This is a genomic window from Burkholderia sp. 4M9327F10 (assembly GCF_005503145.1).
GTDB lineage: Bacteria > Pseudomonadota > Gammaproteobacteria > Burkholderiales > Burkholderiaceae > Paraburkholderia.
In genome coordinates this window covers 20773-46649 of record NZ_SCNV01000039.1, presented here as the reverse complement: position 1 = coordinate 46649, position 25877 = coordinate 20773, and the positions used below count along the sequence as shown (strand labels likewise).

Below are 25877 nucleotides of genomic sequence, written 5' to 3'. Positions count from 1 at the left end.
TCATGCCGCAGGTGTGAAGCAGCAAATCGATTCGCCAATGCCTTTCATGTACTGCTGCGGAGTTTGATATGCAGTCTCCGAGACCGCGTTCTGCCATAACCGTCATCCTTCATGAACACGAGCAGATGTCGACCGTGGTAGAGGGCATGCGGCGCTTTGTGGGCCTGCTGGCAGCAGGTACGCCGGCTCCGGGCCTCATGGTGCTTCGGGCGATGCTTTACTACATCCGCGAGTACCCTCAGCAGGTGCACCATCCTAAAGAGGATCGTTACCTGTTCACGCCGCTGCGGGATCGGACGGATGAATTTGACCACGTCCTTATGGAACTGGAGTCCCAGCACGCTCGAGGTGACGTGAGGTTGAGGGATATCGAGCACGCGCTGACCCGGTATGAATTGAAGGGCGCTCCCGCACTTCGGGAGTTGCGAGCCCTGGTGGATGCGTATGCCGAGTTCTATGCAGACCACCGGTGTATGGAAGAAACGTTGATTTTGCCGGCGGCCAGACGTCTGCTGACAAACGAAGACTGGGTAGAGATCGACGCCGCTTTTGGAGCAAATCGCGATCCGTTCGACGGGGTAAAACTTGAAGACGATCTTGGCAGACTATTCTCGATGATCGTCAAAACGATCCCCGAGGCGGAAAGTTAGCAGTTCGGTTGCGCGTTGCGACGGGCGGCCGGTCACGTGGTGCAAATGCGGATTAGCGGGAGCCGTGCCGCGTCATTGAACAAAGAGTTTTTTGAGCGCCAGAAGCCGACGCGGGAGGGGATATGCAAGCTGCTCGCCACTTTCACCTGGAACTTCGGCACGCAAGCGTGCCGACCTATGTTGTCAGTTACGTCTTTCCGATTCTGCTGCTGATGTATGAGATGCATCGGGTGGGCAGGTGGATTTTCGATTACGGGATGAACTTCGCGAACTTCAGGTTCATGGGTTACGAATTTCTGCTGATGCTTGTGTTCCTTGCGCTCCAGGTCGTCTTTGAAGGCATTTTCCTGATTGTGGCGTGGATGAGCCGGGATCACGATTTCGAACATCGGGTCGCGAATCTCCTCGCAGGACTCGGCTGTTCACTGGTCGTCATCGGTTTCGACCTGGCTTTGCAGTACGCGCTGTAGCGCAAGTTCTGCGGGGCTAGCTAGCCGCCGGGCGAAATCGCGAGCGTCACCATCCGGATATTACGAGGTGAGAGCGCCTCTCTCTTGCGTAACCTCTTCAAGAGCGCGCTTCGGCAACCATGCTCCGTCGACAGGGCGCGCAGGCTGTTCGACGTCATGGCTACTGTAGGCATCTTTTTTGGCTGTCACCCGGCGAGGAACGCTTCCCGATTCGATCCGATCGCGGCATTGCGCTATGAGTAGGCCGCCGATAGCTTTCGTTCGCGCCGGCCGAATGCGAAGGTACGCGGTCTTGCCGATCGTGCTGGCGAACCTGACGAGTTGCGTAGCCGGGCCGGATTTTTCGCGCCCCGCGCCGTCGCCCAATGCGGGTTACACGCACTCGCCGGTTATGCTGTCTGTCTGCCCAAGGAGACTCAACGGCATTTTTTAGCCGGCGCGGTCATGCGGGGCAACATCTGCTATTGCCAGAAGCATCCTCACACCGCTTTGAGGCCGAGAGTTGACCTGAATCCTTGATGCAGGTCATAGGGTTACCCGTTGTGCCCTCCATACTTTTGATACACGGGACTCAGGCGATCGCAGGCTGAACACGCCGTGTCGACGGGTAAGGGGTTCGATATGCAAACGCCGGTAGCGAGAAAAGCCGTACGGGTCATCATTAGGGAACACCAGCAGCTATCGATGGTCGTCACCGGCATGCAACGTTTTGTCAAACTGCTCGGTGCCGGCGCAGACGTGCCCAGACCGATGATGTTTCGGTCCATGCTGTTTTACATTAGCGAATATCCGGAGCAGCTACATCATCCCAAAGAAGAGCGCTATCTGTTCGCGCGCTTGCGCCACCATGCCGACGACCTCGACAAAACCATCGACGAGTTAGAGGAACAGCACGCTCAGGGCAAGGCTCGAATACGAAACATCGAACATGCGTTGACCCGATACCAGCTGGTTGGCGAGTCCGCGCTCCCGGTGTTGCGTGAGATGGTCGAAGAATACGCCGCGTTCTCCGCAAATCACAGACGCCAGGAAGAAGAGGTCATTCTGCCTGCCGCGCGTCAGTGGCTGACGGAGGAAGACTGGAACGAGCTGGACGAGGCGTTTGGCACAAACCGCGATCCGTTCGCCGGCGTCATGGTCGAGGCAGATCTCGGCCGCCTCTTTGCAATGATCGTCAAGGCCATCCGGGAACCTTAGGAAATGCAAATGTTGATCTGCGTCAATGCGGCAGCGTTGTTGCGTGCTCATGCTAGACGGTAAGTGCCCTTCATCCGGTGATCGTCAGTTCAGCCCGGCACGAGCGCATTCTGCGAGCGACATTCAGGGAATGTTTGACCGCCCGTCAGATCGTTCCGGGTGTGACAGGTTGTGAGGACGCCTGCCGCCGAGAAGGGAGGCGATATGCAAACCATGCACCACTTTCGTCTGGAACTGCGGCACGCAACGATACCGACGTATGTTGCCAGTTATCTGTTCCCGTTTCTTTTATTCGCCTATGAAACCCATCGTGTCGGCAGGTGGGTTTTCGACTATGGGATGAATTTCTCAAACTACAAGTTTATGGGCTATGAGTATCTGCTCATGCTCGTGTTCGTCGCACTCCAGATCATTGTCGAAGTGGCTTTCCTCCTGGGAGCCTGGTTGGGGCGGCATCACGATCTCGATCATCGAATTACAAATGTCCTGGCTGGGGTGGGCGTTCCCTTGGCATCCTCGTCTTCGATTTTGCCTTGCCGCACGCCCTCTAGACCGGGCGTGTCGTCTCCTGTCGGTGAGAGGTGATGCCATGGTCCAAGCGAACGAAGTAACCCGCGATCTTGCGCAGCGGATCATTGGCCGCTTTTACCACGCGCACGCTCAAAAAGACGTCGCGCTTCTGCGGACGGTTGTTACGCCCGACTGGCAATACGTGCCCGCGTCTTTCGGGCCGGCGGGGGGGCCAGACCAGATGATTCCAGTATTTGTTGACTTAGCTTCTGCGCTGCCGGACATGGACATTCAGATCCTGGATGTATTGATCCACGGGAACATGGTTGGCGTGCGGGCAAAAGTCAGGGGAACGCAGTCTGGGTCTCTGATGGGCATCGCAGCGACATCCAAGCCAATCGAGTTTGCGATTCACTCCTTTCACGAGTTCCGCGACGAACGTATAGCGAAAACCTGGCATCTCGAGGACTGGCTAAGTGTCTTCCATCAACTCGGAACGCTGCCGCCCAGCCTCCATTGAACAAGCATTCTCTATTTGCGAACGGTTGCAATCGACTAAATCGAAGGTCCGTTGTCTGGGCGGAGAAGTCGCTCGAATGTCCGACCAACGATGCTTAACGTCGTTTCCGGCGCAAACGAACGCCACCAGAAACTCTTCGGCAAACAGCCATGAGTCAACTTTTACGGCTCTCGCATCGACGTCGACGTCGATCTTTGCATCCGGTTCGACCGTGCGCATCGCCCGGGTAAGGACAGCCGCATCGTCGCCAGCCTTCCGACAGAGAACACCCGTACCCAGAGCGAATGCAAATGCCAAGGAAATCTCTCCTGCGCTCGCAGACTTCCAATGATCTGTTGCTATTTGTTGTATATCATAACGTGATCTATCATTAAATGCGCGTATATTTCAGATGGATTTCGTTGCAATCCAGATCGAGCGGGCGCGTTAACTGAGTCATTGATCTGCGTCAATTGGACCATGCCATTTATGGCTTCTCATACTACGATGGGTTGGGAGGATGGCGCAGGTTGCACGATTCAACCTCGGAACTGTCTGCCACTTGTGAAGGCACGTTGCGGTTCCTCAGAGGTGCATATTTTGGAGACCATGTTGAGGATTACAGAACCTGTCGCGGAACCGCGACCAACAGCAGAACGGGGTCTTCCCGTTCTGCGCTTGGGCTTCCGGCCGTTCTATCTGGGGGGTGCACTTTTTGGCGTTATTGCAATAGCGCTCTGGCTGATCGTGCTGCGTGGCCACCCGGTCGCAGGCTCCTCGCCTGCCATGAATGGTGTGCTCTGGCACGCCCACGAAATGATCTTCGGCTTCGTCGCCGCGATCGTGGTGGGGTTTCTGCTCACTGCCGTGCGCGCCTGGACGACGCTCGAAACGCCACGAGGCGCACCGCTCGCGGGACTATGGCTTCTGTGGCTGGCGGGACGCGTGCTGGTCTGGTCCGGCCCAGAACCCATCGCAGCTATTGTCGATTGCGCCTTCCTTCCGGTTGTCGCCATTGTGCTCTTGCGGGTGCTGATCGCGGCACGCAATCGCCACAACATTTTCCTTCCCGTCGCACTCGGAATATTTGGTGCGTTGAATATCTGTTTTCATTGGTGGGCATGGCAGGAGCGTCCCGACCTTTCAATACGGACGTCTTACGCAGCGATCGGGCTTGTGGTGATGTTCGTCACCGTCATTTCGGGCCGCGTGGTGCCGATGTTTACCACAAACGCTATTCCCGGATTTCGGATGACACGCTGGAAAGTAATCGAGAGGCTCGCGGTGCCGACCGTCATATTGGCATTTTTTGCGGATGCAACCGATGCCGCGCCGTGGTTCATCGTGGCATGCGCCTGCGCCGCCGCGACCGTCCATGGGATCAGAATCGCTGGATGGCATTCGTGGCGAGTAGGGCCCCGGCCGATTCTCTGGATTCTGCATGTCGCCTATGCGTGGATTCCGATCGGCTTTGCGTTGCTTGCCCTGGCGGCCGCAGGCGCCGTCCCGCATTCGCTCGCGATTCACGCCCTGACGATCGGAGCGATAGGGTGCGCCATTATCGCGATGATTACCCGCACCGCGCTTGGACACACCGGGCGCCCGCTCGTTGCAGGACGATCCGAGATAGCGAGTTACTGCCTGATGATCGTCGCGGCAATCGTACGCGTTTTCGGCCCCTGGTTTGCCAGCGGCACCACAGTAGTCTGGGTCGACATAGCAGGCATGTGTTGGTCTGCCGCATTGATTGCTTACCTCATCAAATACGCGCCCTATCTGACGATGTCCCGTATCGATGGTAAAGCGGGCTGACGGGTTCATGACGTTCGACCACGAGGCAGATATGGTACCTACGGAATTGCCAACCAACAGTTTCATAGCGGGGACTCAGCGCTAGCGTTGAGCTTGCTCCGGCATCGTGGCTCCGCGAATACGGCTGTCTATGTTTATGCGAAGCGCGTGAAGATCGCGCCTGCGAGCGTCCGCAAGAACTGTAATTACCCGCGCCAGAAACCATCAGGCTCTGGTCGCCGGTTTTCCGGAATGGAATTTACCGGCAGCGTCATGGAGAAACTCAAAATGCCCACAATATTGGACGACACGCGTAGACTTCGAGCACCGAGTGCCATGGAGTCGATCAGATGAGCCACTTTATCGATCGCCTGAAATACTTCTCCACATCGAGGCCAACGTTCTCCGAAGGCCATGGGATGACAACCCATGAAGACCGTGGATGGGAGGACGCCTACCGGCAACGGTGGCAGCATGACAAGATCGCGCGCTCGACCCACGGCGTCAACTGCACAGGTTCCTGTTCGTGGAAGATCTATGTCAAAAGCGGCATCGTCACCTGGGAAACCCAGCAGACCGATTACCCTCGCACCCGTCCGGATATGCCGAATCACGAACCGCGTGGCTGTGCTCGCGGAGCGTCCTATTCCTGGTATCTCTACAGCGCAAATCGCCTTAAATATCCGCTGATTCGCAGTGCACTGCTCAGACAGTGGCGCGAAAAGCGCCTGACGCTCGCGCCGGTGGAAGCGTGGAGCGCGATCGTAAATGATCAGGAAGCCCGCGCCTCGTATACGCGTCGCCGCGGACTAGGTGGCTTCGTTCGCTCAAGCTGGAATGAGGTAAACGAGATGATTGCGGCCGCAAACATTCATACCATCAAACGACATGGCCCGGACCGGATCATCGGGTTCTCACCCATACCCGCCATGTCGATGGTGTCCTATGCGGCAGGCAGTCGCTATCTGTCATTGATCGGGGGCGTCAGTCTGAGCTTTTATGACTGGTACTGCGATCTGCCGCCAGCCTCGCCGCAGACGTGGGGCGAACAGACCGACGTTCCGGAATCGGCCGACTGGTACAACTCCACTTTCATTATGTTGTGGGGGTCCAACGTGCCGCAAACGCGCACCCCGGATGCGCACTTCATGACCGAGGTACGTTATCGCGGCGCCAAGGTCGTATCAATCTTTCCCGATTATGCCGAGGGGGCGAAGTTCGGCGACATCTGGCTGCACCCCAAGCAGGGCACGGATGCGGCGCTCGGTCTCGCGATGGGTCACGTCGTGCTGAAGGAGTTTCACGTCGCCGGCAAGAGCGCGTATTTCTCCGACTACTGCCGGCGTTATACCGACATGCCGCTGCTCGTGCGTATCGTCAAACAGGGCGAACACTATGTGCCCGAACGACTCCTGAGAGCGGACGAGCTCGATGATGTGTCCGGCCAGGGGAACAACGCCGCCTGGAAAACGGTGGCGTTCGACGAATTGAGCGGCAAGCTTGTCACGCCAATCGGATCGATCGGCTTTCGCTGGGGACAAAAGCAAGGTGGCGACGCCGGCAAATGGAATCTGAAAGAAGAGGATGTCCACGGCAATCCGATCCGACCGGCCATGTCGTTCGTGGAGAAGCACGACGAGACGATCGACGTCGCCTTCCCCTATTTCGGCAACGTCGAACATACTCACTTCACGCATACCGGTCATGCCAGCGTATTGCCGCGGCGCATCGGCGTACGCAAGATCGCCACCCGCTCCGGTGAAATTCTGGTTGCCACAGTCTACGATCTGTTCGTTGCCAACTATGGCGTGGATCAGGGACTCGGCGGCCCGAACGTCGCGGCCAGTTTCGACGATGACGTACCGTACACGCCCGCGTGGCAGGAGAAGATTACCGGCGTCAAACGGCATGAAGTCATCGCTGTTGCACGCGAATTCGCCGATAACGCCCAGAAGACCGAAGGCAAGTCGATGGTGATCGTCGGCGCGGGCTTGAACCATTGGTTCAATATGGACATGAGCTATCGCTCAATCATCAATCTGCTCGTCATGTGCGGTTGCGTCGGCAAATCAGGCGGCGGCTGGTCTCACTATGTCGGCCAGGAAAAGCTCCGGCCGCAAACTGGCTGGCTGCCGCTGGCATTCGCGACTGATTGGTACAGGCCGGCGCGCGTCATGAACGGCACGTCGTTTTTCTATGCGCATACCGATCAATGGCGCTACGAAACGATGAAAGTCACCGAACTGCTATCGCCGCTCGTCGATGGCAGCGGGTTCGCCGACAGCCCGATCGACTACAACGTCCGTGCCGAACGGATGGGCTGGTTGCCGTCCGCGCCACAGTTCAGGACCAATCCGCTCGAACTCGGCCGGGCATCAGTCGGCGCCGACCCGGCCGCGTATGTTGCGAAGGGTCTGAAGGATGGCTCGCTTGAGATGTCGTGCGGAGATCCCGACGCAGCGGAAAATTTTCCGAGAAACCTGTTTGTCTGGCGCTCGAACCTGCTCGGGTCGTCGGGCAAGGGACATGAATACTTCCTCAAACATCTGCTCGGCGCCGAGCATGGCGTGCAGGGAAAAGATCTGGGTGCGAGCGCCGGCATCCTGCCCAAAGAGGTGAAGTGGCACGAGAAAGCGCCCGACGGTAAGCTCGATCTCGTCGTCACGCTCGACTTCAGAATGTCCACCACCTGCCTGTATTCGGACATCGTGCTGCCGACCGCCACCTGGTATGAGAAGGACGATATGAACACGTCCGACATGCACCCGTTCATCCACCCGCTGTCGGCGGCCGTCGACCCAGCGTGGCAATCCAGAAGCGACTGGGAAATCTATAAAGGCATCGCGCAAAAGTTCTCTGAACTGGCCGAAGGCCATCTCGGCGTGGAGCGCGACATCGTGATGTCACCGCTCCAACACGACAGCGCCGGCGAAATCGCCCAGACCGACGGCATTGCCGACTGGGGCCACGACGAATGCGATCCGGCTCCCGGAAAAACGATGGGAAGCATTGCGGTCGTCGAACGGGACTATCCCAATACCTGGCGCAAGTTTACCTCGCTCGGACCGCTGCTCGACTCGCTCGGCAACGGCGGCAAAGGCATTACCTGGCAAACCGGCGAGGAAATCGAACAGCTTCGAGAATTGAATTATCCGGTTGCTGACGCGGGCGTTTCGCACGGGCGACCACAGATTCTTTCGGCGATCAACGCAGCCGAAGTGATCCTGTCGCTGGCCCCGGAAACCAACGGTACCGTCGCGCTTAAAGCATGGCAAGCGTTGTCGGCGCTCACGGGTACCGATCATACGCATCTCTCGCGCGCTCGCGAGGACGAAAAAATCCGGTTCCGGGATATTCAGGCGCAGCCGCGCAAGATCATTTCGTCGCCGACCTGGAGCGGGATCGAATCCGAACATGTGTCCTATAGCGCAAGCTACACGAATGTTCATGAGCTGATTCCCTGGCGCACCCTGTCCGGGCGCCAACAGCTGTATCAGGATCACGCGTGGATGCGCGACTTTGGCGAGTCGCTCTGTGTCTATAAGCCGCCGATCGACACGCGCAGCACCACCGGCATGGCCGGCAGCCACTCAAACGGAAACGCGGAGATCGCGCTGAATTTCCTGACCCCTCATCAGAAGTGGGGCATTCATAGCACCTACACCGACAACCTGTTGATGCTGACGCTGTCGCGCGGCGGGCCGATCGTCTGGATCTCCGAGATCGATGCCAGGAAGATTGGCGTGGTCGATAACGACTGGATCGAGGCGTTCAATCTGAACGGTGCGCTGACCGCGCGCGCCGTGGTCAGCCAGCGCATTCCGGTAGGTGCCGTGATGATGTATCACGCGCAGGAAAAGATCATCAATACACCGGGCTCAGAAGTCTCCGGGGTCCGTGGGATTCACAATTCGGTCACGCGCGTCATGCCGAAACCAACCCACATGATCGGTGGCTATGCGCAGCTCTCCTACGGTTTTAACTATTACGGCACCGTCGGCTCCAATCGCGACGAATTTGTGATCGTCCGCAAAATGAAAACAATCGACTGGAAGGATGAGTCGACGCCGGCGTCAGTGCTGTCGGCGGCTGAAGCCGCGCGTCATCAGCACACACTGGCCCATGGCGCGCCGACACTTGCGATGGCCGATGATGAGACTGGAGAGAAACCATGAAAATCCGCGCGCAGATCGGTATGGTGATGAATCTGGACAAATGCATCGGTTGCCATACCTGCTCCGTCACCTGCAAGAACGTCTGGACCTCGCGCGAGGGAATGGAGTACGCGTGGTTCAACAATGTCGAAACGAAACCAGGCGTCGGGTATCCGAAGGACTGGGAAAACCAGGATCGCTGGAACGGCGGCTGGAAACGCAAGTCGAATGGGAAGATCGAGCTTCGTGCGGGTAGCAAGTGGCGGGTGCTCGCCAATATTTTCGGCAACCCGAACCTGCCGGAGATCGACGACTACTACGAGCCGTTCACGTTTGATTATGCGCATCTGCACGATGCACCCGACGTCAAGGTCGGGCCGGTCGCTCGACCGCGTTCGCTGATTACCGGCGAACGTCTGGAGAAAATCCAGTGGGGCCCGAACTGGGAAGAAATTCTCGGCGGAGAGTTCGAAAAGCGTAAGCTGGACTACAACTTCGATCAGGTGCAGACCGACATCTATGGGGAATTCGAGAACACCTTCATGATGTACCTGCCGCGACTCTGCGAGCACTGCCTGAATCCCGCGTGCGTGGCCTCCTGCCCCTCCGGCGCGATCTACAAACGGGAGGAAGACGGCATCGTTCTGATCGACCAGGACAAGTGCCGCGGCTGGCGGATGTGCGTGTCCGGGTGTCCTTACAAGAAGATCTATTACAACTGGCAAAGTGGCAAGTCGGAGAAGTGCATTTTCTGCTATCCGCGTATTGAGGCGGGCCAGCCGACGGTGTGCTCGGAAACCTGCGTCGGCCGGATACGCTATCTCGGCGTTCTACTGTACGACGCCGACCGGATCGAGGAAGCCGCATCGGTCAAGGACCCACAGGATCTGTACGAAGCGCAACTGTCGATCTTCCTGGATCCGAAGGACCCGGCCGTGCGTGAACAGGCGGCTCGCGACGGCGTACCGGAGAACTGGCTCGAAGCGGCGCGCCATTCACCGGTGTACAAGATGGCGATGGAGTGGAAGATCGCTTTCCCGCTTCACCCCGAATACCGCACCTTGCCGATGGTCTGGTACGTCCCGCCGCTGTCGCCCATCAACTCGGCCACCAACGACGGTCGGCTTGGCATGAAGGGCTTGCTGCCCGACGTCGATTCGCTGCGCATCCCGCTGCGCTATCTGGCCAATCTGCTCACAGCCGGCCGCGAAGCGCCGGTTCGGCTTGCCCTCATGCGAATGCTGGCGATGCGGGCGTTCATGCGCGAGCGTCATGTCGAACGTCGCGAGAGCCCCGAATTGCTCAGCGAAGTCGATCTCACCAGCGCGCAAGTCGACGAGATGTATCGGTATCTGGCGATTGCCAATTACGAAGATCGATTCGTGATCCCGACCGCTCACCGCGAATATGCCGAAGATGCCTTCGACCTGCGCGCATCGTGCGGCTTCTCGTTCGGCAACGGCTGTTCCGACGGCACCACGGAAACCAGCCTGTTCGGTGGACGCAAGGGCATCAACAAGGCACGCAAAACAATCCCCATTCGCGCGGCGGGTGAATAAATGGAAGACAACCGTCTGATTTTCAGCATGTTGGGCGAGCTGCTGGACTATCCCGATCAAACTCTTATCGCAGCACTCGATGAGATCCGCGCCGCGCTGGCCGGGCATGCAGGCTTACCACCGGACACACGCGCAGCCTTGCTCGATCTGGTCGACCGACTGTCGGCGCGGCCGCTGCTGGATCTGCAGGAACACTACGTCGAAATCTTCGACCGCGGCCGGGCCACTTCGCTCTATCTGTTTGAACATGTTCACGGCGAGTCGCGCGAACGTGGGCAGGCAATGGTGGATTTGCTCGCCATGTACGAAGCGAAGGGCCTGTTTCTCGGCGCCGGCGAATTACCCGACTACCTGCCGGTTTTCCTCGAGTTTCTGTCCCACGAAACGCCCGCTCAAGCGCACGCGCTGCTTGGCGAAATTGCCGATATCAGCCGGCAGATTGCGACCAGACTGGCCGAGCGCGGAACACTGTACTTCGCAGCCGTTGCTGCATTGTTGCCACTCGCCGGTGAGGCCCCGCTGGCGAACGCGAATGCGACCGTGTGCGGCGCCGCCACGACGCGCGAGGTCGATGGCGAAGCGCTCGATCGCGAGTGGCAGGAGGAGCCGGTGAGCTTCCTGGGTGCGCAAGCGCCTTTATCCACGGCGCCTCAGCCAATCCAGTTTTACGACAAAAGACCGTCACGTTAACCAGAAACGGCGGACTTCCATGCTCACATTTCGCGCATTAGAGAACCGGATCCTGGCTGGAGAAACCTCATGAGTCAGCACTTCGTCAACGCACTGCTGTTTGGCATCTATCCGTACGTGTGTCTCGCGATCTGGTTGCTCGGCAGCCTGATCCGTTTCGATCGCGAGCAGTACACCTGGAAGAGCGATTCGTCGCAACTGCTCAGACGCCGTCAACTGCGCCTTGGAAGCAATCTGTTCCACGTCGGCGTATTGATCGTGATCGGCGGCCACTTCGCAGGGTTCCTCGCGCCTCACTGGATGGTGTCGCCATTCCTGAACGCCTCCCAGCATCAATGGCTCGCGGTGATGGCGGGCGGCATCGCGGGCATTGTCGCGATCGCCGGACTGTCGATCCTGCTATACCGACGCCTGTCCGATCCGCGCATTCGCATCAATAGCGCTCATGCGGACATCCTGGTGCTGGCGATACTCTGGTTACAACTGGCACTCGGGCTCGCCACCATCCCACTGTCGTTGGCGCATATGGACGGCGCGATGTTCGAGACCCTGAGTGACTATGTAAAGGGCGTCGTCACGTTTCAACCGGGCACTGCGGATCTCATCATCCAGGCACCGCTCGTCTACAAAATCCATATCGCGCTCGGCTTCACGATTTTTCTCATTTCCCCGTTCACCCGCCTCGTCCACATCTGGAGCGGCATGGCCACATTGGGTTTCCTGGTTCGGCCCCACCAGATCGTGCGTAAGCGCTAACTCGAGACATCTTTCATGTCCACAAACCACGATATCTCATCGGCGCCCGCCACCATTGACATACTTAGCGTCAACGGCGCCGTAATCGAAGCCGCCGCCATTGCAGCGGAATCCGCGTTGCACGCAGACGAGCCCGATCCCGACCACGCTGCACGCCTGACGCTGGTCGTGCGTGAACTACTGGCCCAGCGCGCCGTTGCAACAGGTCTGTTGGCTAACGGCGCCGATCTCGACGATGAGACCATTGACCGTTTGCTGGAATTGGAATGTACGACGCCGGTCGCATCCGCCGAAGAATGCGGGCGCTACTACGCAGCGAACATGCAGAAATTCCGCAGTCCGGACCTGGTTTTTGCGCGCCACATCCTCTTTGCGTTGACCGAAAAGGCAGCGATGACACGGATCCGCGCCCGCGCTGAAGAAGCGCACCGCGAGCTCGCGCAGCATCACGACCGGTTCGATGCGCTCGCCCGAACGTTATCCAATTGTCCGTCCGGGCAGGTCGGCGGGAATCTGGGGCAGTTGACCCGTGGCGAGAGCGTGCCGGAATTCGAGGCGGCAATTTTCGGCAGCCAGCACATCGGCCTGTTACCGGGGCTCGTCAATACGCGTTATGGCTTTCATATTGTCTGGGTGGAGCGTCGCATCGCGGGTGAATCCCTCCCGTTTGAAGCGGTGCAAGCGACCATCGAACGCTATCTCTCTGAACATGTCCGGCACAAGTCGATCCAGCAATATTTGAACCTGCTGGCATCCAGCGCCGAACTGCGCGGCATCGCTCTGGATGTGCGCCCGGGCCTGTTGGTGCAATAGTGATTTGCCGTGTCGATTGCAGCGTGTCTACGCTGGGCACCTGCATCCGGCACGTGCCCATCACCCCCACATTGATCGATGACGTCCGCGTGTAACCGTCAGCCTTGTCCTGCCATGGAGCTGTTATGAGTTCACAAAGAAGTCCCATATTGGTTCTATGTGTCACGACTTTGGCATTTCTGGTCTGCTTCGTCGTCTGGATGATGTTCGGCGTACTCGGCATCGAGCTACGAACGGAGCTTGCGCTGAACGGCACAGAGTTCGGGCTGCTGACGGCCACGCCGGTTCTGAGCGGCGCACTATTGCGGGTGCCTCTGGGGATCTGGACGGATCGTTTTGGGGGTCGCGTGGTGATGACGCTATTGCTGGTCCTCTGCGCCATCCCCGTGTTCCTGATCGCATACGCGACGGCGTTCTGGCAGTTCCTCGTTATCGGCCTGTGTCTCGGCGCGGTAGGCGCATCGTTCGCAGTGGGGACGCCATATGTCGCACGGTTCTTCCCGCCCGAAAAACGTGGCTTTGCGATGGGGTTCTTTGGGGCCGGCACCGTCGGCGCTGCGGTGAATCTGTTCATCACGCCTTCGTTGCAGGCGGCATGGGGCTGGCGCGCCGTCCCGAAGATCTATGCGCTCGCGCTCCTCGTCACTGCGTTGATCTTCTGGTTGGGCTCCGCTACCGACTCGGGCGCGGGTAAAACGTCTGGGCCATGGTACAGGCAGTTCCTGGTTCTGAAAAACCCCAAGATATGGAAGTACTGCCAGTACTACTCGATCTGCTTCGGTGGCTTCACCGCGTTATCACTGTGGATCCCACAATATCTTAAGGGTGAATTCGGCTTTTCGGTCGTCACCGCCGCGGCGTTAGCCGCCGGCTTTTCGCTGCCCGGATCGGTATTGCGCGCGCTGGGTGGCACCCTGTCCGACCGCTTCGGTGCGCATAAGGTAACGTGGTGGGGGTTGTGGGTCGCGTGGGTATGTCTGTTCCTGCTTTCGTACCCGGATACCTCTTTCGTGATAAGCACGATCGGCGGTCCGCGCAGCTTTCATGTCCATCTGGGTGTCCCGGTCTTCATCGGACTTCTATTCATTCTTGGCGTGGTGTTCGCGCTCGGTATGGCGTCGACATTCAAGTACGTCGCCGACGACTTTCCGGAGCAAATGGGCGTCGTCACCGGCATCGTTGGACTGGCTGGCGGACTGGGTGGCTTCCTCCTACCGATCCTTTTCGGTGTGATTCTTGACTGGCTTGGCGTTCGTTCGAGTTGCTTCATGTTTCTGTATGGCATCGTCTGGGTGTCGCTGATTCTGCTGTATCAATCCAGCGTGCGGCGGGTCCGGATCGACGGCACAGCTCCGCAGTGACTGAATGAACAGCCGACGTACTATGCCCTCCCGACACAACATCACATGGACGATCAATGATGAGTATTTCGAGCTTTGATGAGCTGATTCGGGTCGCGCGGCAACAACCCGAGCCTCAGCGTCTGTTATTCGTATTTACCACGGTAGCGTTGCCCGATGACTGTACGCCCGAACAGCGGGCCCGCTTCCAGGCTGGTCAGGGTGGCGCGTTGACGCCACTCATGTGCGTGGACAAAACGCCAGAAGAGATCGGTACGTTTGGCGATCTGCTCGAAGAATCGCGACAGGTTCTCCTGGAATGGGCAATCGTCTTCGTCGCAGCACTCTCGGGCAAAAACGGGTGTGTGCCGCGAACTGAAGACGCTGAAGCGCCGTTGAACAGGATGGTGGAATCGATCAAGGCTGGGTCCATCGGTATGTTCATTCCATTCGATGCACACGGTCGGCCCGTGCTATTCGGTCCGTCCTGAGTATCATTACACCTCTTGACGCCTTCAGGAGTGGCATCGTGGAAGAAACACCCCCGCTAGTGTTGTGCGTCATAAATAATGCAACTTAATTGCGATTTGCGAGTCTCCTTTACTTGGAGGGAGAACTCATGAGAATCGCGGCGAAAGTTGAGCTGAGTGAAGCACAGCGCGAACAGTTAGAGACATGGGCTAAAGGTCGGAGGGTCCCGGTTCGACTGGCCGAGCGTGCCAAGATGATTTTGCTCGCGGCGCAGGGCAAGACGGACAAAGAGATCGGTGCGGACCTTGCTATCTGGCGAGGCACGGTGGCACGCTGGCGCGCTCGCTTTATAGCTGACGGTGTGACCGGAATCGAGGGGGATGAGACGCGACCCGGGCGCAAGCCGAAGATCTCCGCCCGCAAGGTCAAGAGCATCGTGACGCTGACGACGCAGCAGCGTCCGGATAACGCGACGCATTGGAGTACGCGCAGCATGGCGGCGGTGGCCGGCGTCAGTGCCGCGAGCGTGCGGCGCATCTGGCAAGCGCACGGCCTCAAGCCGCATCGGGTAGAGAGCTTCAAGGTATCGAACGACAAGCACTTCGTCGAGAAACTCGAGGACATCGTTGGGCTGTATCTCGATCCCCCGGAGCACGCATTGGTCTTGTGCTGCGATGAGAAGAGCCAGATCCAGGCGCTTGACCGGACCCAGCCGGGATTGCCGCTCAAGCGTGGTCGCTGTCAAACGATGACACACGATTACAAGCGCCATGGTGTGACGACGCTGTTTGCCGCGATGAACACGCTCGACGGGAGTGTCATTGGCCAGTGCCAGACAAAACATCGTCACCAGGAGTGGCTGAGCTTCTTGCGCAAGATCGATCGCAACACGCCCAAGGGCAAGGAACTGCATTTGATCGCTGACAACTATGCAACTCATAAGCATCCCGAGGTAAAGGCGTGGCTTGCCAAGCATCCGCGATTCCACATGCATTTCACGCCCACCAGTGCCTCCTGGCTCAACATGGTCGAGCGCTTCTTTCGTGACTTGTCAGAGAACCAGTTGCGACGTGCGGTCTTCCGCTCGGTACCTGAATTGATCTCCACCATCGAACAGTACGTGGAGAAGCACAATCATCATCCGAAACCGTTCATCTGGACGGCAAAGGCTTCCGACATCCTGGCCAAAGTCACGCGTGCCAGGTCCAAGCTGAATAAGATGCAATCCGTTTGACGCAGACCACTAGCGGAATGGATCATCGAACAAACGGCTGACGCCGTCATCTATGCCGACCGGTCCGGCGCAATCGTGCGCTGGAACCGTGCTGCCGCGGTGCTGTTCGGCTACAGTCCCGAAGAGGCCTTGGGCCGTAACCTCGATATGGTCATCCCGGAACATCTGCGCGCCGCACACTGGCGCGGCTTCGAAGCGGCGATGACAAGTGGTCACACAAGGCTGCACGGCCGCGCGACCTTGACCCGTGCGATCAACAAGACAGGCGACAAGCTGTATGTCGAAATGACGTTCGCGATGGTGAACAATCAGCAAGGTGAAGTGGTTGGATCGGTTGCAATAGCCCGCGACGTCACTGCGCGGGTCGAACATGAGAGATCGGTCGCTCGCCATGGCGGCGAGACGTAGTGGTACACCCTTCATCGCACGTCGGCTCTGAAAGGTTCAGATGCGTTCGAGTCGGCTGCGCTCGACAATGCGTATCTGCTTACCGCGCACTTCGATGAATCCGGCCTTCTGGAACTTTGAGAGCGCGCGTCTGACTGACCGGACGTGCCAGATATTCTTCTGGGGCAGCCACGTGTTCGTCATGGCATCGTGTTCGTTAAGGTCCCACATCCCTCGCCAGATTTTGACGGCAGACCTCCATTTGACTGGAGATGGACATCAGAACACTTCCGCCAGGAGTTTTCAATTTTCGTTGTGAATCACAATGCTACGTTCGATTCACGAAAACCCCATGCGAAAGAACGTCGCCCCGTCGATCAAGCCAAGGATAAATTCAGTTCTGACCGGTCGCCGCTCTAAGGAAGAAATTTCCCTGATCCGTGAGGTTGAGGCACCTACATCCAGACGTCGGCTTCTCGAACGCAACGAGCCGATACTCCAACAGCGCATCCAGGTCGGCGGGGTTCAGGTCGTCTCGATCCGGGGTTTCCTTCACAAGCATCAAGGTTGCGAACTCATGCGGACTGAGCATTTTCGTCTCCTCAGCGATTGAGCGTTCTCGCTCATGCGGTAAGTAGTCAACGGCCCAATCGTCGCAATTAGGTTCGAAAGCAATCGGGCACCCAGTGACGAGGGAACGCCAAAGCGTGTTCCGTTTGCCTCACTGATGTATAGAGCATAGATGGTTCCAATGCGCCGTCGACGCGCATTTTGTCGCAGGTGCCGGTTCCACGTGCTCTTCAACGGACAGGCGTTGAGCGAGACGCTCGCAATGTCATCAAACGACGTAGTGAACCGGTTATCCCGCCCCTTCGACCCGTGACACAGATAAGGAGAACGCGACCGTTTCGTTACGCCATTCGATCCAAGTTCTCACAAGTCACGGATCAGGCCATCATGCCATAACGATAAGGAGAGTTGAACGAAGCCACTGACGCGATATGATGGCTGGTCGACGTCCCTGCCCTGGCCGGCGCCGCAGGCAAGCTCCGGCAATCTTTGAGATGCGTATCGCAGTGCCGTGCCCTCCAGTTCACACCGGGGCACGGCACCGATCGTCGCCGCCAAAAAACGCTTTCGCAGTGCCCGTGTCGCACGTGCCGATCAGCGTGCCACCCATGGTGCCGCACACATCGCACCATAGATCAACCTTGGACTACCGACTGCATAACGCACAAAATCAGGCAGGCTGTCCGAGGCGGTGATGGTACCGTCGAAATCGAAGGCGGCAACAACCCGATCGCGCCACATCGTTCGATAGGTGGCGCAGCCCGGTTGCCAGTCACCGGTCAACGCATATTCCCGGTGTGGCCAAGTGAATAACGCCCGGGCTGCGGCCAGACAGTGAGCCCGTGCGGTTCCGCGCCCACCGGAATGGATTTGACGGAGCCGGTCGTCGTATCGATCGCGTAGACAACGTCATCGAAGCGGCCGGACAGCCACAGCATCTTGCCGTCAGCGCTGACATTACCCATGTCGGGACTGCCGCCGCCCGGAATCGGCCAGTTCGCGACGACCGTGCGCGTGGCGAAGTCGAGCACCGACACGCTGCCCTTGCCATGTTTCAGTCCGTGCACGAGATTGGAGCCGCGATTGGACACATAGAGCCGGGTGCCGTCGCGGCTCGGGTACAGGCCGTGCGTACCGACGCCGGTCTTGATGAAGCCGATCTTCGTGAAGCTGTCGCCGTCGACCACGTGGACGCCGTCGGCCATCATGTCGGCGACATAGAACACCTTGCCGTCCGGCGAGATGCGGATGTCCTGTGGCATGCCCTTCCTGTCGAGTTCGAGGTAGCCCACGACCTTGCGGTTGACGAGATCGATCTTGGCCAGCTTGCCACCGAACTCGCAGGTGAAGAGCGCGTACTTGCCGTCGATCGAGAAATCGGCGTGATTGATGCCTTTGCACTGCGGCGCGTCGAGACTCGATTTCAGCGCCATCGTGTGCGCATCGCGAAAGTCCAGTCGCGCGTGCGCTTCGGCCACCACGATCGCCTCTTTGCCGTCGGGCGCGAAGTACATGTTGTAGGGATCGTCGACCATGATCTGCTTGCCGGGCTTGCCCGTCTTCGGATCGATCGGGGTCAGGCTGCCGTCAGGGCGGCCTTCGGCGTTGTTGGCCACCCACAGCGTCTGCAGATCCCACGCAGGGACGACGTGCTGTGGACTGAAGCCGACGTGAAACCTGTCAACCACCTTCAGCGTGACCGGATCGATCACGTAGACGTCGTTCGAACGCAGGTTCGGCACATAGACGCGCGGCAACGCGCTGGCGACCGCAGCGTTCATATGGCCGGCACCCGCTTCGCTGTACAGGTTATCGGGGTTCACCACGGGCGGCATGCCCGCCACCGTGGTGACAGCCAAGGCAGCCGATGCAGCGGCCGCGGCGCAGAAACCGGCCAGCGCGATGGCGACGCCCGTTGCAACGCGCGAAAAGCAGGGAGAACACAATTGCATGGTGAATTCCGTTATCGAGTGAATGGGGGATCAAGAACGGAAGCAGAAGTCTGCCGAATGCTTCAACGGCTTGCGGTCTCTTTCTTGATGGCATCGATCGTCCGCGACACAATCGCGTCAATGCCCAGTTGACCGAGTTCGACGCTCGAGTGCCGCGGGTCGCCGCCATACACGCCGTCGGCCGGCCCCAGTTTCGGACCGCTTCGCAGATGCCCGAGCCGCACCATCTGCGGTGCGACCGCCAGCAGCAGCGAGGTATCCGCGAGTCCCGCATGCGTGCCGATCTCGGCATCGCTGACCCCGTGCTGCCGCAGGATCTGCGCGTAGCCGTCCGAGCTGGTGCCGTAGTACTCCGGCGGCACGAATGCGCGGGCGCCCGACCCGGCCCAGCTCCTGTTGAGCTGGGCTACAACGTGCCTGACATCGTTCTGGTAGCCGCCATGGTCACCGAGAAAAACAACGTTGGTGAAGCCGTGAACCTTGAAGCTGTTCGCGGCGGATTCCAGCGTCTTTTCGAACACGTCGTCCGGCACGGTGATCGTGCCGGGAAAGCGCATGTGCGAGGTCGGCGGAGCGTAGCCGCCCTCCGGCACATAGGCGATGACCGGCGCGACGATCGCGCTCCCGAGGCCCTCGGCGATCCGCTGCGACAGTACCTTGACGCGTGCATTGTGTTTGCCGAGTGCGACGTCGGGGCCGCTTTGCTCGGTTCCGCCGATCGGGATGATGATGGTGGTCTTGCCCGCCTGAATCTGGTCACGCAGTTCGGTCCAGGTCAGGTCCTCAAGGAAGACGGTCTTCGGGGTTTGGGCAAAAACAGTCTGCGTGGCGATGAGCAAAATGACGGATGCGAAAGCTCGTCTTGGTGGAAAGCGCATGGAGGGGTCCTCGTGGGAAGTGCGTACCTCGTTAACGACTATCCGAATAGTACCGAGCTGCCGCTTCGATCTCGGACGGCGTCATCCCGCGCGCAACATTGCGCATCTGCTCGCTGATGTCGTTGCGACGAGTCCCCGACGCGAAGGCCTGCAGTTGCGTCCGGATGTAGACGGCAGACTGCCCCTCCAGCCATGGACTGCCGACCTTGCTGGCAACACCACCGTGACAGGACGCACAGGGGGCGATATTGCGCATGGGTGCACCACTAACGACGATCGTCGGAGGCGGTTCGTCGTTGCCAGCATGAGATGCAGGTAAACGCGGCAGATACGAATAATATGCTGCGAGATCCTTCATATCCTGATCACTCAGATCAACGACCATCGGCGCCATGATCGCGTTGCTCCTCGCACCGCTCCTGAAGTCCTGCAGCTGCTTATAGACGACTGCTGCGGACTGCCCAGCGAGATTGGGTGAGTTCGCCTCGCTCAGCCCGCGCATGCCGTGACACATGGTACAGCGCATTGCTAGCGTTGCACCACGCCCGATGGAAGTTGTGCTCGGGTGCTCAAGCATTTGGGGCGTCACCACGACCGTGCTTGTGCCCACTACGGATTCATTGCGTGCCCCGCTGTACCAGGTGCGGGGTACGCCGGCAGCACTGCAGATCGCATTCCACAATCCGTGAAATTGCGCATCCTGTTGCGCCGAGGGTAGCCACACGAAGCCGACGAGCACCGAGAACAGGAATAGTACAAGGGTTGCCCCGATGCTCGCTACGAACCACGGGTTGCGCATCGAAACCAGCCGTTCGTTGCTCATCACTGTGCTCCCACGTGTACCGCTGGAACAGACGTTTCCGGTAGCGTCATGAGTTGGGCAATCGGGTAACCGTAATTCACCACGGTCAACCCGATCATCAGGCCGACCCACAGACCAAAACTGTTCAGAGCTATCGGCAGGGATTTAACTTCGTGAATCGGCGAACTGAACCGGTATTCGGCCGGCGAGACCTCTGCGCTCAGGTGGCCGCGGATCAGGACAATAAAAAACAGCGCGGCAGACAGTACCAGCATCGCACCGCCGATCACGGAAAGGATGACGGACAGAGCCTCAGGCGCAATCGCGGGATTGGTGTAGTCGTAAAAGGCCATCCGACGAGGCATGCCCAGTATCCCGACATAATGCCAGGGGAATGTTGTTACAATCATTCCAACGAACCAAAGCCACAATTGCACCCTCATCAGGCGTACGCTGGTGAGCACCCGCCCGGTCAAGTGAGGCCAGAGATCATAGGCAATCGCAAAATACATGATGACGATTGCCCCAGCAAAGATAAGATGGAAATGCCCCGTGATCCACTGCGTGTTGTGAATTGTCGAATCCAGCTGATAACTCATGTTGATGATGCCGCCTGCGCCTCCGAACCCTAGCATTACGAACGAAAACGCCAGCGCCAGCATCATCGGATTGTCCCAAGGCAGCGCCTTGACCCATCCAAAGGCCCCCTTCCCGCCTCGCAAACGTCCGGCGATTTCAGCCGACGCGCAGATCGTGAAGACCGTCAGCAAGGTAGGAACGGAGACCAAAGCCGTGAACACGGAATGGACGAACTTGAAGCCGGACCCGACCTGCGGATCGGCAAACAGGTGGTGAATGCCGATCGGCATCGCTGCCACCAGGAACAGGATGAACGAGATGCGCGCCATCGAATCGCTGTAGAGTCGACCACCGATCGCGCGCGGAATGATCGTGTAGTAGGCAATATACGCGGGCATCAGCCAGAAGTAGACAATCGCGTGCAGCGTCCACGAGAAGAACACTCGGGCGAGACCGGCGTCAATGGTCGATCTGAAGCCGAGCGCCACAGGCAAAATCTGGAACAGCAACTCGATCGCGGCGCCAACGGCCGTCCAGCCCCACAAGTACGAGCCGGCTACGTTTGCGAACATCGCAAGCGGCACGGGACGACCTGGATTTTCACGCTTCCAGACGTGCAGATTGACGGACATCAACGCAACCCAGATCCACGAGCCAACAACCACCAGCACCACACCAATGTAGTAGAACGGATTGCCGATCATGGGGGGGTAAAAAGTATACAGAACGGATGCCAGCCCCATCGATACCGGCACCATTGCAGTGACCGCGCCTACCGCCACGAGCCAGAACCCCGCCCACGCCCAGGCACGGCCGATAAGCGGCTTCTTCAACGCCAGTTCCGTGATTGCATAGCCAAATCCCATTGCGATGAGCGTCGGAAAGACGTAACCCATTGCCGAGCCGTGTGCGGTTACCGATCGGTAGTAGATGTCCGGATTTTGCAACCAGGCGTGCAACGGGCTGCGGATATACATCTGCCATTCGCCGAGTAGCAGCGCCAGCCCGAATACCGCGAACGCAAGCCAGAAATGGGCCAGAACCAGTCGTTTGCTATTGAACACAGCTGAGCCTCCGCGTTGTCGACGCCATCTTCAGGAAGGTCGCTTTGTCGATCACTTTCACATTCGCCCACATTCCCTCGTGCCCCACTCCACAGTACTCGTGGCAAGGCATCGGGTGGTCACCCACTTTGTCGAAGGTGGTCCTGAAGGTCGAGACGTAGCCTGGTTCCAGCATCGAATTAACGTTCGTGTTGGTGATCAGGAATCCGTGCACGACGTCAGCACTAGTGGCTCGAAACAGGATTGGCGTGTTGGCTGGGACAAGGATGCATTGGGGTGTAAACGAGTACTGCTGACCGACCACGCGGACGATGACCGAGCCGTCGGCCTCAACGCCACTACCGAGGTTGCTTTCGATGAATTCACCCGAAACATGCAACGTCGTCGGGTTGATGGTTTCGACTCGGGACGGCGGCATCATGGCCCAGTGCAGGCCGGTGAAGATGACCATTGCGACGAGCACGGCGATGATGCCAACCACAAAAATCGCCCAGCGCCACTCGGCGCGTGCAGCGACATCTGCGCCGTCATGATGGCCCGGAATCGGTGAAAGGGACATGAGTAGTCTCAATGGATTACGCCGCGAGGCAGAAACACGAAGAAGTAAAACGCGAACCAGAGGGCTACTACAATCGCAGTGGCTGTCCCCGCGACAGCTATGGCACCGCGCGGTCCGCCGCGCACTATACGTTCGACGTGGTCGTCTTCCGATGCGCGGTCAGAGTCTTGTGAGGTTGATTCGCTCATGAGTATCCTTAGTCGAGAGGCGCGGAGCGCAAATCGTTGACATCCTTGACCGTGATAGCTGTCCCGTGGTTACCCCATGCGGTCCGGATGAACGTCACGACTGCCGCGATCTCTTCGTCGGAGAGTGACTGCGCAAACGGCGGCATGCCATACGGCTGTGAATTTCTGGTCGTTCCTGGAGGATATCCGCCATTCAGAACCATTCTGATTGGGTTGACGGACGACTCCATCTGAATGGACTGGTTATTCGCGAGCGGCGGAAACTGCGGTAGCTTGCCGCGGCCCTTTGCACCGTGGCATGTTGCACATTGTGCGTCATAGATCTTGCTGCCGAGCGGATATAGCCGGTCCTTGTCTTCGACCGACGTTATGGATGGCGGCGTCGCTTCGTCGCCATGCGGCGGCAGGCTCTTCAGATACACGGACATTGCGCGAATGTCGTCATCGGAGAGGTACTGCAAACTGTCGTACACGACTTCTGCCATGGGCCCGTAGACTGCACCACGATCGGAAACGCCGGTTCTCAATAGATTGGCGATGTCCTCAAGGCTCCAATCGCCGAGGCCCGCCTCCTTGTTTGAGGTAAGGGACGGCGCATACCACGCCTGCATAGGAATCAGCCCTCCTTCGAATGCCTTGGACTCCGAACTTCCTCCCAGCGCGTTTATCGCGGTGTGACACATCGAACAATGGCCAGGTCCCTGGACCAGATAGGCGCCGCGATTCCATTCGACTGACTGAGCGGGGTCGGGTTTGAACTCGCCCTCGCGAAAGTACAGCGTGCGCCAACCGAGCAGCAACGACCGGTTGTTGTACGGAAAGCGCATGTCGTGCGGACGATTGGCAAGCTTCACCGCCGGCACAGATTTCAGGTAGGAAAAGATCGCATCGGAATCCTTCCGCGTCATCTTCGTATATGCGGCGAACGGCATGGCGGGATACAGCAGACTGCCGTCGGGCGAGTGGCCAGTGTGCATCATCGAGTAAAACTGGCTGGCCGTCCATCTGCCGATCCCCGTCTCCTTGTCCGGCGAGATATTCGGTGAATACAATGTGCCGAACGGCGTAGCCATCGGTCGTCGTCCAGCAAACAGTTTTCCAGCAGGCGTCGTATGGCACGCGATGCAGTCCCCGGCCCGAGCGAGGTACTCGCCGCGTGCAACGATGTTTGAATCACTCCCATCGGCTGCCTGACAGGTCACCGCTGTTGTGCTCAAAACCGCACTCACGCACAGCGAGGTAAACGCTCGGCACCAGGCAGTCTGAAAGATTCGCACCCTAACCTCGCTCATTTCGTTTCACTACCGCACGCAAGCGGCATTTTCAATGTGCCGCGTGGCACGGGGGCCGGCTCGGCAGGTGCCGGCCGCGACGACAGCCATGCGGCAATTGCGGTGACATCGCTTTCGGTCAAACGCACCGCCACCTGTTGCATGCAGTCGGGACTAGCTGCCGTGCGCGTGCCGTAACGCCACGCACCAAGCTGGGCGCTGATGTAGTCAGCATGAAGACCGAGCAAACCGGGGATCGCGGGCTCCATGCCCGTAAGAGACGAAGCATGACAACTCGCACACGCGGGAATGCGGCGATCCGGAGCGCCTTTATTGACGAGCGTCTCGCCGCGCGATAGCACATCGGCACTGACAGGTGAAGAGACCAGCACGGGAAACGGCGGCCTCTGCGCGGCGAAGTAGTCAGCGATCTGGTGCAGGTACGAATCGGGAAGGTACGCCAACAAATAATTCATCGGCGGATACTTGCGCCGCCCGTCCCGGAACGCGACTAGCTGGTTGTACAGGTAATCCGACGGTTTGCCCGCGAGGCGCGGGAAATAATCGTTATCCGTCCCCTGCCCCAGTTGACCGTGACATGCTGCACAGGCCATCACGCGAGCTTGCATGGTGTTCGGCGCTCGCTCGTCTTTCTGGTCCTGAGCGAAGACGCGACCTGCGACGATAATTAGCGAGACCAATAGCCATTTGAAGCGATATCGCATTCGGGTCTCCCGTGAGGTTTCTAATGTTGTTCTTCGCACCGGCGAGGCAGTCGCCTCATGCACACACGCGTCGCTTGCCGACTTACGGAATCCTTCCGGGTGTTACACAATGAACGTTGAACGTCGGCCCGACCCGTAGTGTCGGAGCAAGACTGGGGCATTGCTTTGATCCATATCAATTCTCCACAATCCTGGGTCCGGCTAATGCACACACTCCACCAGAATTGACACGCCTACGTTGCGGCAACTCCACGTCGTTCAGGTTGCAACAATCGCGTCGCGAACCAGCAGCACCGGGCGGGTCGAAAACCGAAGAAATCGCTCGGCGACGCTACCTATCCTCATGCGCTGCATCCCGCGGCGTCCGTGGGTACCCATCACGACAAGGTCCACGTCGTGCCCCTGTACGTAACGCTGCAAGCAGCTAGCGACGTCTTCGCTGATGTTGTCTGTCTCGGCGGCATCGACCTTGCACGCAACGTTGCTCTCAGTCGCCTCCTTATGTGCATCCGCCAGTATTCGATCGCCTTCAGCTCGTAGTGCCTCGACCATCGCAAACTGGTTGTAATTGGCCGAATAGGCAAACATCGCGAAACGGTCGAGCACGTACACCGCCGTCAGCGTTCCGTCAGCCAGCTTCGTCATCCGGATTGCTTCCTTTAGCGCACCCGTCGACGCGCTGCTGCCGTCCAGTGCCACCAGGATATCTTTGTACATGGCCACCCTCTCTGGTGAGTCGATTACGAATTCGTTCCGCACGGCAGGTCT

The 25877-nt window shown here is 58.7% G+C and carries 26 protein-coding genes and 2 pseudogenes; 15 read left to right on the top strand and 13 right to left on the bottom strand.

Going from position 1 to position 25877, the window contains the following annotated elements; all coding sequences use genetic code 11:
• Positions 1–68: 68 nt before the first annotated feature.
• The 5 genes from FFS45_RS27990 to FFS45_RS27970 all read left to right on the top strand — a co-directional run bounded on the left by FFS45_RS27990 (position 69) and on the right by FFS45_RS27970 (position 3347).
• Positions 69–650, top strand: coding sequence for a hemerythrin domain-containing protein (locus FFS45_RS27990; RefSeq protein WP_137957879.1), 582 nt, complete (start codon positions 69–71; stop codon positions 648–650).
• Positions 651–772: 122 nt separating this feature from the next.
• Positions 773–1120 (top strand): hypothetical protein, encoded by a 348-nt coding sequence (locus FFS45_RS27985; protein ID WP_137957878.1) that lies wholly within the window; start codon positions 773–775, stop codon positions 1118–1120.
• Between the two features lie 621 nt (positions 1121–1741).
• Positions 1742–2317, top strand: coding sequence for a hemerythrin domain-containing protein (locus tag FFS45_RS27980; RefSeq protein ID WP_137957877.1), 576 nt, complete (start codon positions 1742–1744; stop codon positions 2315–2317).
• Between the two features lie 204 nt (positions 2318–2521).
• Positions 2522–2902, top strand: coding sequence for a hypothetical protein (locus FFS45_RS27975; RefSeq protein WP_249362963.1), 381 nt, complete (start codon positions 2522–2524; stop codon positions 2900–2902).
• A gap of 4 nt (positions 2903–2906) precedes the next feature.
• On the top strand, positions 2907–3347 hold the full coding sequence (locus FFS45_RS27970) for an ester cyclase (protein WP_137957876.1): 441 nt from the start codon (positions 2907–2909) through the stop codon (positions 3345–3347).
• Positions 3348–3452: 105 nt separating this feature from the next.
• On the opposite strand, the pseudogene FFS45_RS42495 reads toward FFS45_RS27970, so the two are convergent.
• Positions 3453–3566, bottom strand: a pseudogene (locus FFS45_RS42495) (copper chaperone); the annotation flags it as partial.
• 378 nt (positions 3567–3944) lie between these two features.
• Here FFS45_RS42495 and FFS45_RS27960 point away from each other — a divergent pair.
• The 10 genes from FFS45_RS27960 (at position 3945) to FFS45_RS27915 (ending at position 16542) form a co-directional block, all read left to right on the top strand.
• On the top strand, positions 3945–5138 hold the full coding sequence (locus FFS45_RS27960) for an NnrS family protein (RefSeq protein WP_171029783.1): 1194 nt from the start codon (positions 3945–3947) through the stop codon (positions 5136–5138).
• 329 nt (positions 5139–5467) lie between these two features.
• The gene (locus tag FFS45_RS27955; RefSeq protein WP_137957874.1) at positions 5468–9292 is read left to right on the top strand and encodes a nitrate reductase subunit alpha; all 3825 of its coding nucleotides are present in this window, start codon (positions 5468–5470) and stop codon (positions 9290–9292) included.
• A complete protein-coding gene (gene narH / locus FFS45_RS27950) occupies positions 9289–10830 on the top strand; it encodes a nitrate reductase subunit beta (protein ID WP_137957873.1) in 1542 nt (513 codons plus the stop codon). The genes FFS45_RS27955 and narH overlap by 4 nt, the downstream gene beginning before the upstream one ends.
• Entirely contained in the window at positions 10831–11520 is a 690-nt protein-coding gene (gene narJ, locus FFS45_RS27945; RefSeq protein WP_137957872.1) for a nitrate reductase molybdenum cofactor assembly chaperone, read from the top strand. It abuts the gene before it with no gap.
• A gap of 69 nt (positions 11521–11589) precedes the next feature.
• Positions 11590–12276 (top strand): respiratory nitrate reductase subunit gamma, encoded by a 687-nt coding sequence (gene narI / locus FFS45_RS27940; protein WP_137957871.1) that lies wholly within the window; start codon positions 11590–11592, stop codon positions 12274–12276.
• Positions 12277–12291: 15 nt separating this feature from the next.
• Positions 12292–13089: a peptidylprolyl isomerase gene (locus FFS45_RS27935; protein WP_137957870.1), complete on the top strand. Its 798-nt coding sequence runs from the start codon at positions 12292–12294 to the stop codon at positions 13087–13089.
• Between the two features lie 125 nt (positions 13090–13214).
• Positions 13215–14450, top strand: a complete 1236-nt coding sequence (locus FFS45_RS27930; RefSeq protein ID WP_137957869.1) for a nitrate/nitrite transporter — start codon at positions 13215–13217, stop codon at positions 14448–14450.
• A gap of 59 nt (positions 14451–14509) precedes the next feature.
• Complete coding sequence (locus tag FFS45_RS27925; protein WP_137957916.1) at positions 14510–14920, top strand: ribonucleotide reductase subunit alpha; 411 nt, start codon at positions 14510–14512, stop codon at positions 14918–14920.
• 128 nt (positions 14921–15048) lie between these two features.
• Positions 15049–16134, top strand: a complete 1086-nt coding sequence (locus FFS45_RS27920) for an IS630 family transposase (RefSeq protein ID WP_137957868.1) — start codon at positions 15049–15051, stop codon at positions 16132–16134.
• A 21-nt stretch (positions 16135–16155) separates the two neighbouring features.
• Positions 16156–16542, top strand: coding sequence for a PAS domain S-box protein (locus FFS45_RS27915; protein WP_137957867.1), 387 nt, complete (start codon positions 16156–16158; stop codon positions 16540–16542).
• A 36-nt stretch (positions 16543–16578) separates the two neighbouring features.
• Here the strand turns inward: FFS45_RS27915 and FFS45_RS27910 are convergent, their stop codons facing one another.
• From FFS45_RS27910 to FFS45_RS27860, 12 genes and pseudogenes are all read right to left on the bottom strand, one after another.
• Positions 16579–16725: a helix-turn-helix domain-containing protein gene (locus FFS45_RS27910; protein ID WP_137957866.1), complete on the bottom strand. Its 147-nt coding sequence runs from the start codon at positions 16723–16725 to the stop codon at positions 16579–16581.
• Between the two features lie 190 nt (positions 16726–16915).
• Positions 16916–17113, bottom strand: coding sequence for a hypothetical protein (locus FFS45_RS27905; protein ID WP_137957865.1), 198 nt, complete (start codon positions 17111–17113; stop codon positions 16916–16918).
• A 584-nt stretch (positions 17114–17697) separates the two neighbouring features.
• Positions 17698–17832: pseudogene (locus tag FFS45_RS42490) on the bottom strand (HAD-IB family hydrolase); the annotation flags it as partial.
• Positions 17833–17870: 38 nt separating this feature from the next.
• Positions 17871–19043: a YncE family protein gene (locus FFS45_RS27900; protein ID WP_137957864.1), complete on the bottom strand. Its 1173-nt coding sequence runs from the start codon at positions 19041–19043 to the stop codon at positions 17871–17873.
• A gap of 62 nt (positions 19044–19105) precedes the next feature.
• A complete protein-coding gene (locus FFS45_RS27895) occupies positions 19106–19921 on the bottom strand; it encodes a creatininase family protein (protein WP_137957863.1) in 816 nt (271 codons plus the stop codon).
• Positions 19922–19952: 31 nt separating this feature from the next.
• Positions 19953–20744 carry a c-type cytochrome gene (locus FFS45_RS27890; RefSeq protein WP_137957862.1) on the bottom strand — a complete coding sequence of 264 codons (792 nt, stop codon included), beginning with the start codon at positions 20742–20744 and terminating at the stop codon, positions 19953–19955.
• A complete protein-coding gene (locus FFS45_RS27885; RefSeq protein ID WP_137957861.1) occupies positions 20744–22366 on the bottom strand; it encodes a b(o/a)3-type cytochrome-c oxidase subunit 1 in 1623 nt (540 codons plus the stop codon). Before FFS45_RS27885 ends, FFS45_RS27890 begins: the two co-directional genes overlap by 1 nt.
• Entirely contained in the window at positions 22356–22910 is a 555-nt protein-coding gene (locus FFS45_RS27880; protein WP_249362965.1) for a cytochrome C oxidase subunit II, read from the bottom strand. The genes FFS45_RS27885 and FFS45_RS27880 overlap by 11 nt, the downstream gene beginning before the upstream one ends.
• Before the next feature lie 23 nt (positions 22911–22933).
• Complete coding sequence (locus FFS45_RS27875; protein ID WP_137957859.1) at positions 22934–23113, bottom strand: hypothetical protein; 180 nt, start codon at positions 23111–23113, stop codon at positions 22934–22936.
• 8 nt (positions 23114–23121) lie between these two features.
• On the bottom strand, positions 23122–24405 hold the full coding sequence (locus FFS45_RS27870) for a cytochrome c (protein ID WP_137957858.1): 1284 nt from the start codon (positions 24403–24405) through the stop codon (positions 23122–23124).
• A complete protein-coding gene (locus FFS45_RS27865; RefSeq protein ID WP_137957915.1) occupies positions 24402–25109 on the bottom strand; it encodes a c-type cytochrome in 708 nt (235 codons plus the stop codon). The genes FFS45_RS27870 and FFS45_RS27865 overlap by 4 nt, the downstream gene beginning before the upstream one ends.
• Before the next feature lie 258 nt (positions 25110–25367).
• Entirely contained in the window at positions 25368–25826 is a 459-nt protein-coding gene (locus FFS45_RS27860) for a universal stress protein (RefSeq protein ID WP_137957857.1), read from the bottom strand.
• Positions 25827–25877 lie beyond the last annotated feature (51 nt).

Bases quoted from the DNA above. Each gene is read 5' to 3' on its own strand.
- narJ (WP_137957872.1), top strand. From the start codon at position 10,831: ATGGAAGACAACCGTCTGATTTTCAGCATGTTGGGCGAGCTGCTGGAC.
- FFS45_RS27870 (WP_137957858.1), bottom strand. From the start codon at position 24,405: ATGAGCGAGGTTAGGGTGCGAATCTTTCAGACTGCCTGGTGCCGAGCG.
- FFS45_RS27865 (WP_137957915.1), bottom strand. From the start codon at position 25,109: ATGCGATATCGCTTCAAATGGCTATTGGTCTCGCTAATTATCGTCGCA.
- FFS45_RS27925 (WP_137957916.1), top strand. From the start codon at position 14,510: ATGAGTATTTCGAGCTTTGATGAGCTGATTCGGGTCGCGCGGCAACAA.
- FFS45_RS27975 (WP_249362963.1), top strand. From the start codon at position 2,522: ATGCAAACCATGCACCACTTTCGTCTGGAACTGCGGCACGCAACGATA.
- FFS45_RS27980 (WP_137957877.1), top strand. From the start codon at position 1,742: ATGCAAACGCCGGTAGCGAGAAAAGCCGTACGGGTCATCATTAGGGAA.
- FFS45_RS27935 (WP_137957870.1), top strand. From the start codon at position 12,292: ATGTCCACAAACCACGATATCTCATCGGCGCCCGCCACCATTGACATA.
- narH (WP_137957873.1), top strand. From the start codon at position 9,289: ATGAAAATCCGCGCGCAGATCGGTATGGTGATGAATCTGGACAAATGC.
- narI (WP_137957871.1), top strand. From the start codon at position 11,590: ATGAGTCAGCACTTCGTCAACGCACTGCTGTTTGGCATCTATCCGTAC.
- FFS45_RS27910 (WP_137957866.1), bottom strand. From the start codon at position 16,725: ATGACGAACACGTGGCTGCCCCAGAAGAATATCTGGCACGTCCGGTCA.
- FFS45_RS27900 (WP_137957864.1), bottom strand. From the start codon at position 19,043: ATGCAATTGTGTTCTCCCTGCTTTTCGCGCGTTGCAACGGGCGTCGCC.
- FFS45_RS27895 (WP_137957863.1), bottom strand. From the start codon at position 19,921: ATGCGCTTTCCACCAAGACGAGCTTTCGCATCCGTCATTTTGCTCATC.
- FFS45_RS27860 (WP_137957857.1), bottom strand. From the start codon at position 25,826: ATGTACAAAGATATCCTGGTGGCACTGGACGGCAGCAGCGCGTCGACG.
- FFS45_RS27875 (WP_137957859.1), bottom strand. From the start codon at position 23,113: ATGAGCGAATCAACCTCACAAGACTCTGACCGCGCATCGGAAGACGAC.
- FFS45_RS27905 (WP_137957865.1), bottom strand. From the start codon at position 17,113: ATGCTCAGTCCGCATGAGTTCGCAACCTTGATGCTTGTGAAGGAAACC.
- FFS45_RS27985 (WP_137957878.1), top strand. From the start codon at position 773: ATGCAAGCTGCTCGCCACTTTCACCTGGAACTTCGGCACGCAAGCGTG.
- FFS45_RS27920 (WP_137957868.1), top strand. From the start codon at position 15,049: ATGAGAATCGCGGCGAAAGTTGAGCTGAGTGAAGCACAGCGCGAACAG.
- FFS45_RS27970 (WP_137957876.1), top strand. From the start codon at position 2,907: ATGGTCCAAGCGAACGAAGTAACCCGCGATCTTGCGCAGCGGATCATT.
- FFS45_RS27890 (WP_137957862.1), bottom strand. From the start codon at position 20,744: ATGAGCAACGAACGGCTGGTTTCGATGCGCAACCCGTGGTTCGTAGCG.
- FFS45_RS27990 (WP_137957879.1), top strand. From the start codon at position 69: ATGCAGTCTCCGAGACCGCGTTCTGCCATAACCGTCATCCTTCATGAA.
- FFS45_RS27955 (WP_137957874.1), top strand. From the start codon at position 5,468: ATGAGCCACTTTATCGATCGCCTGAAATACTTCTCCACATCGAGGCCA.
- FFS45_RS27930 (WP_137957869.1), top strand. From the start codon at position 13,215: ATGAGTTCACAAAGAAGTCCCATATTGGTTCTATGTGTCACGACTTTG.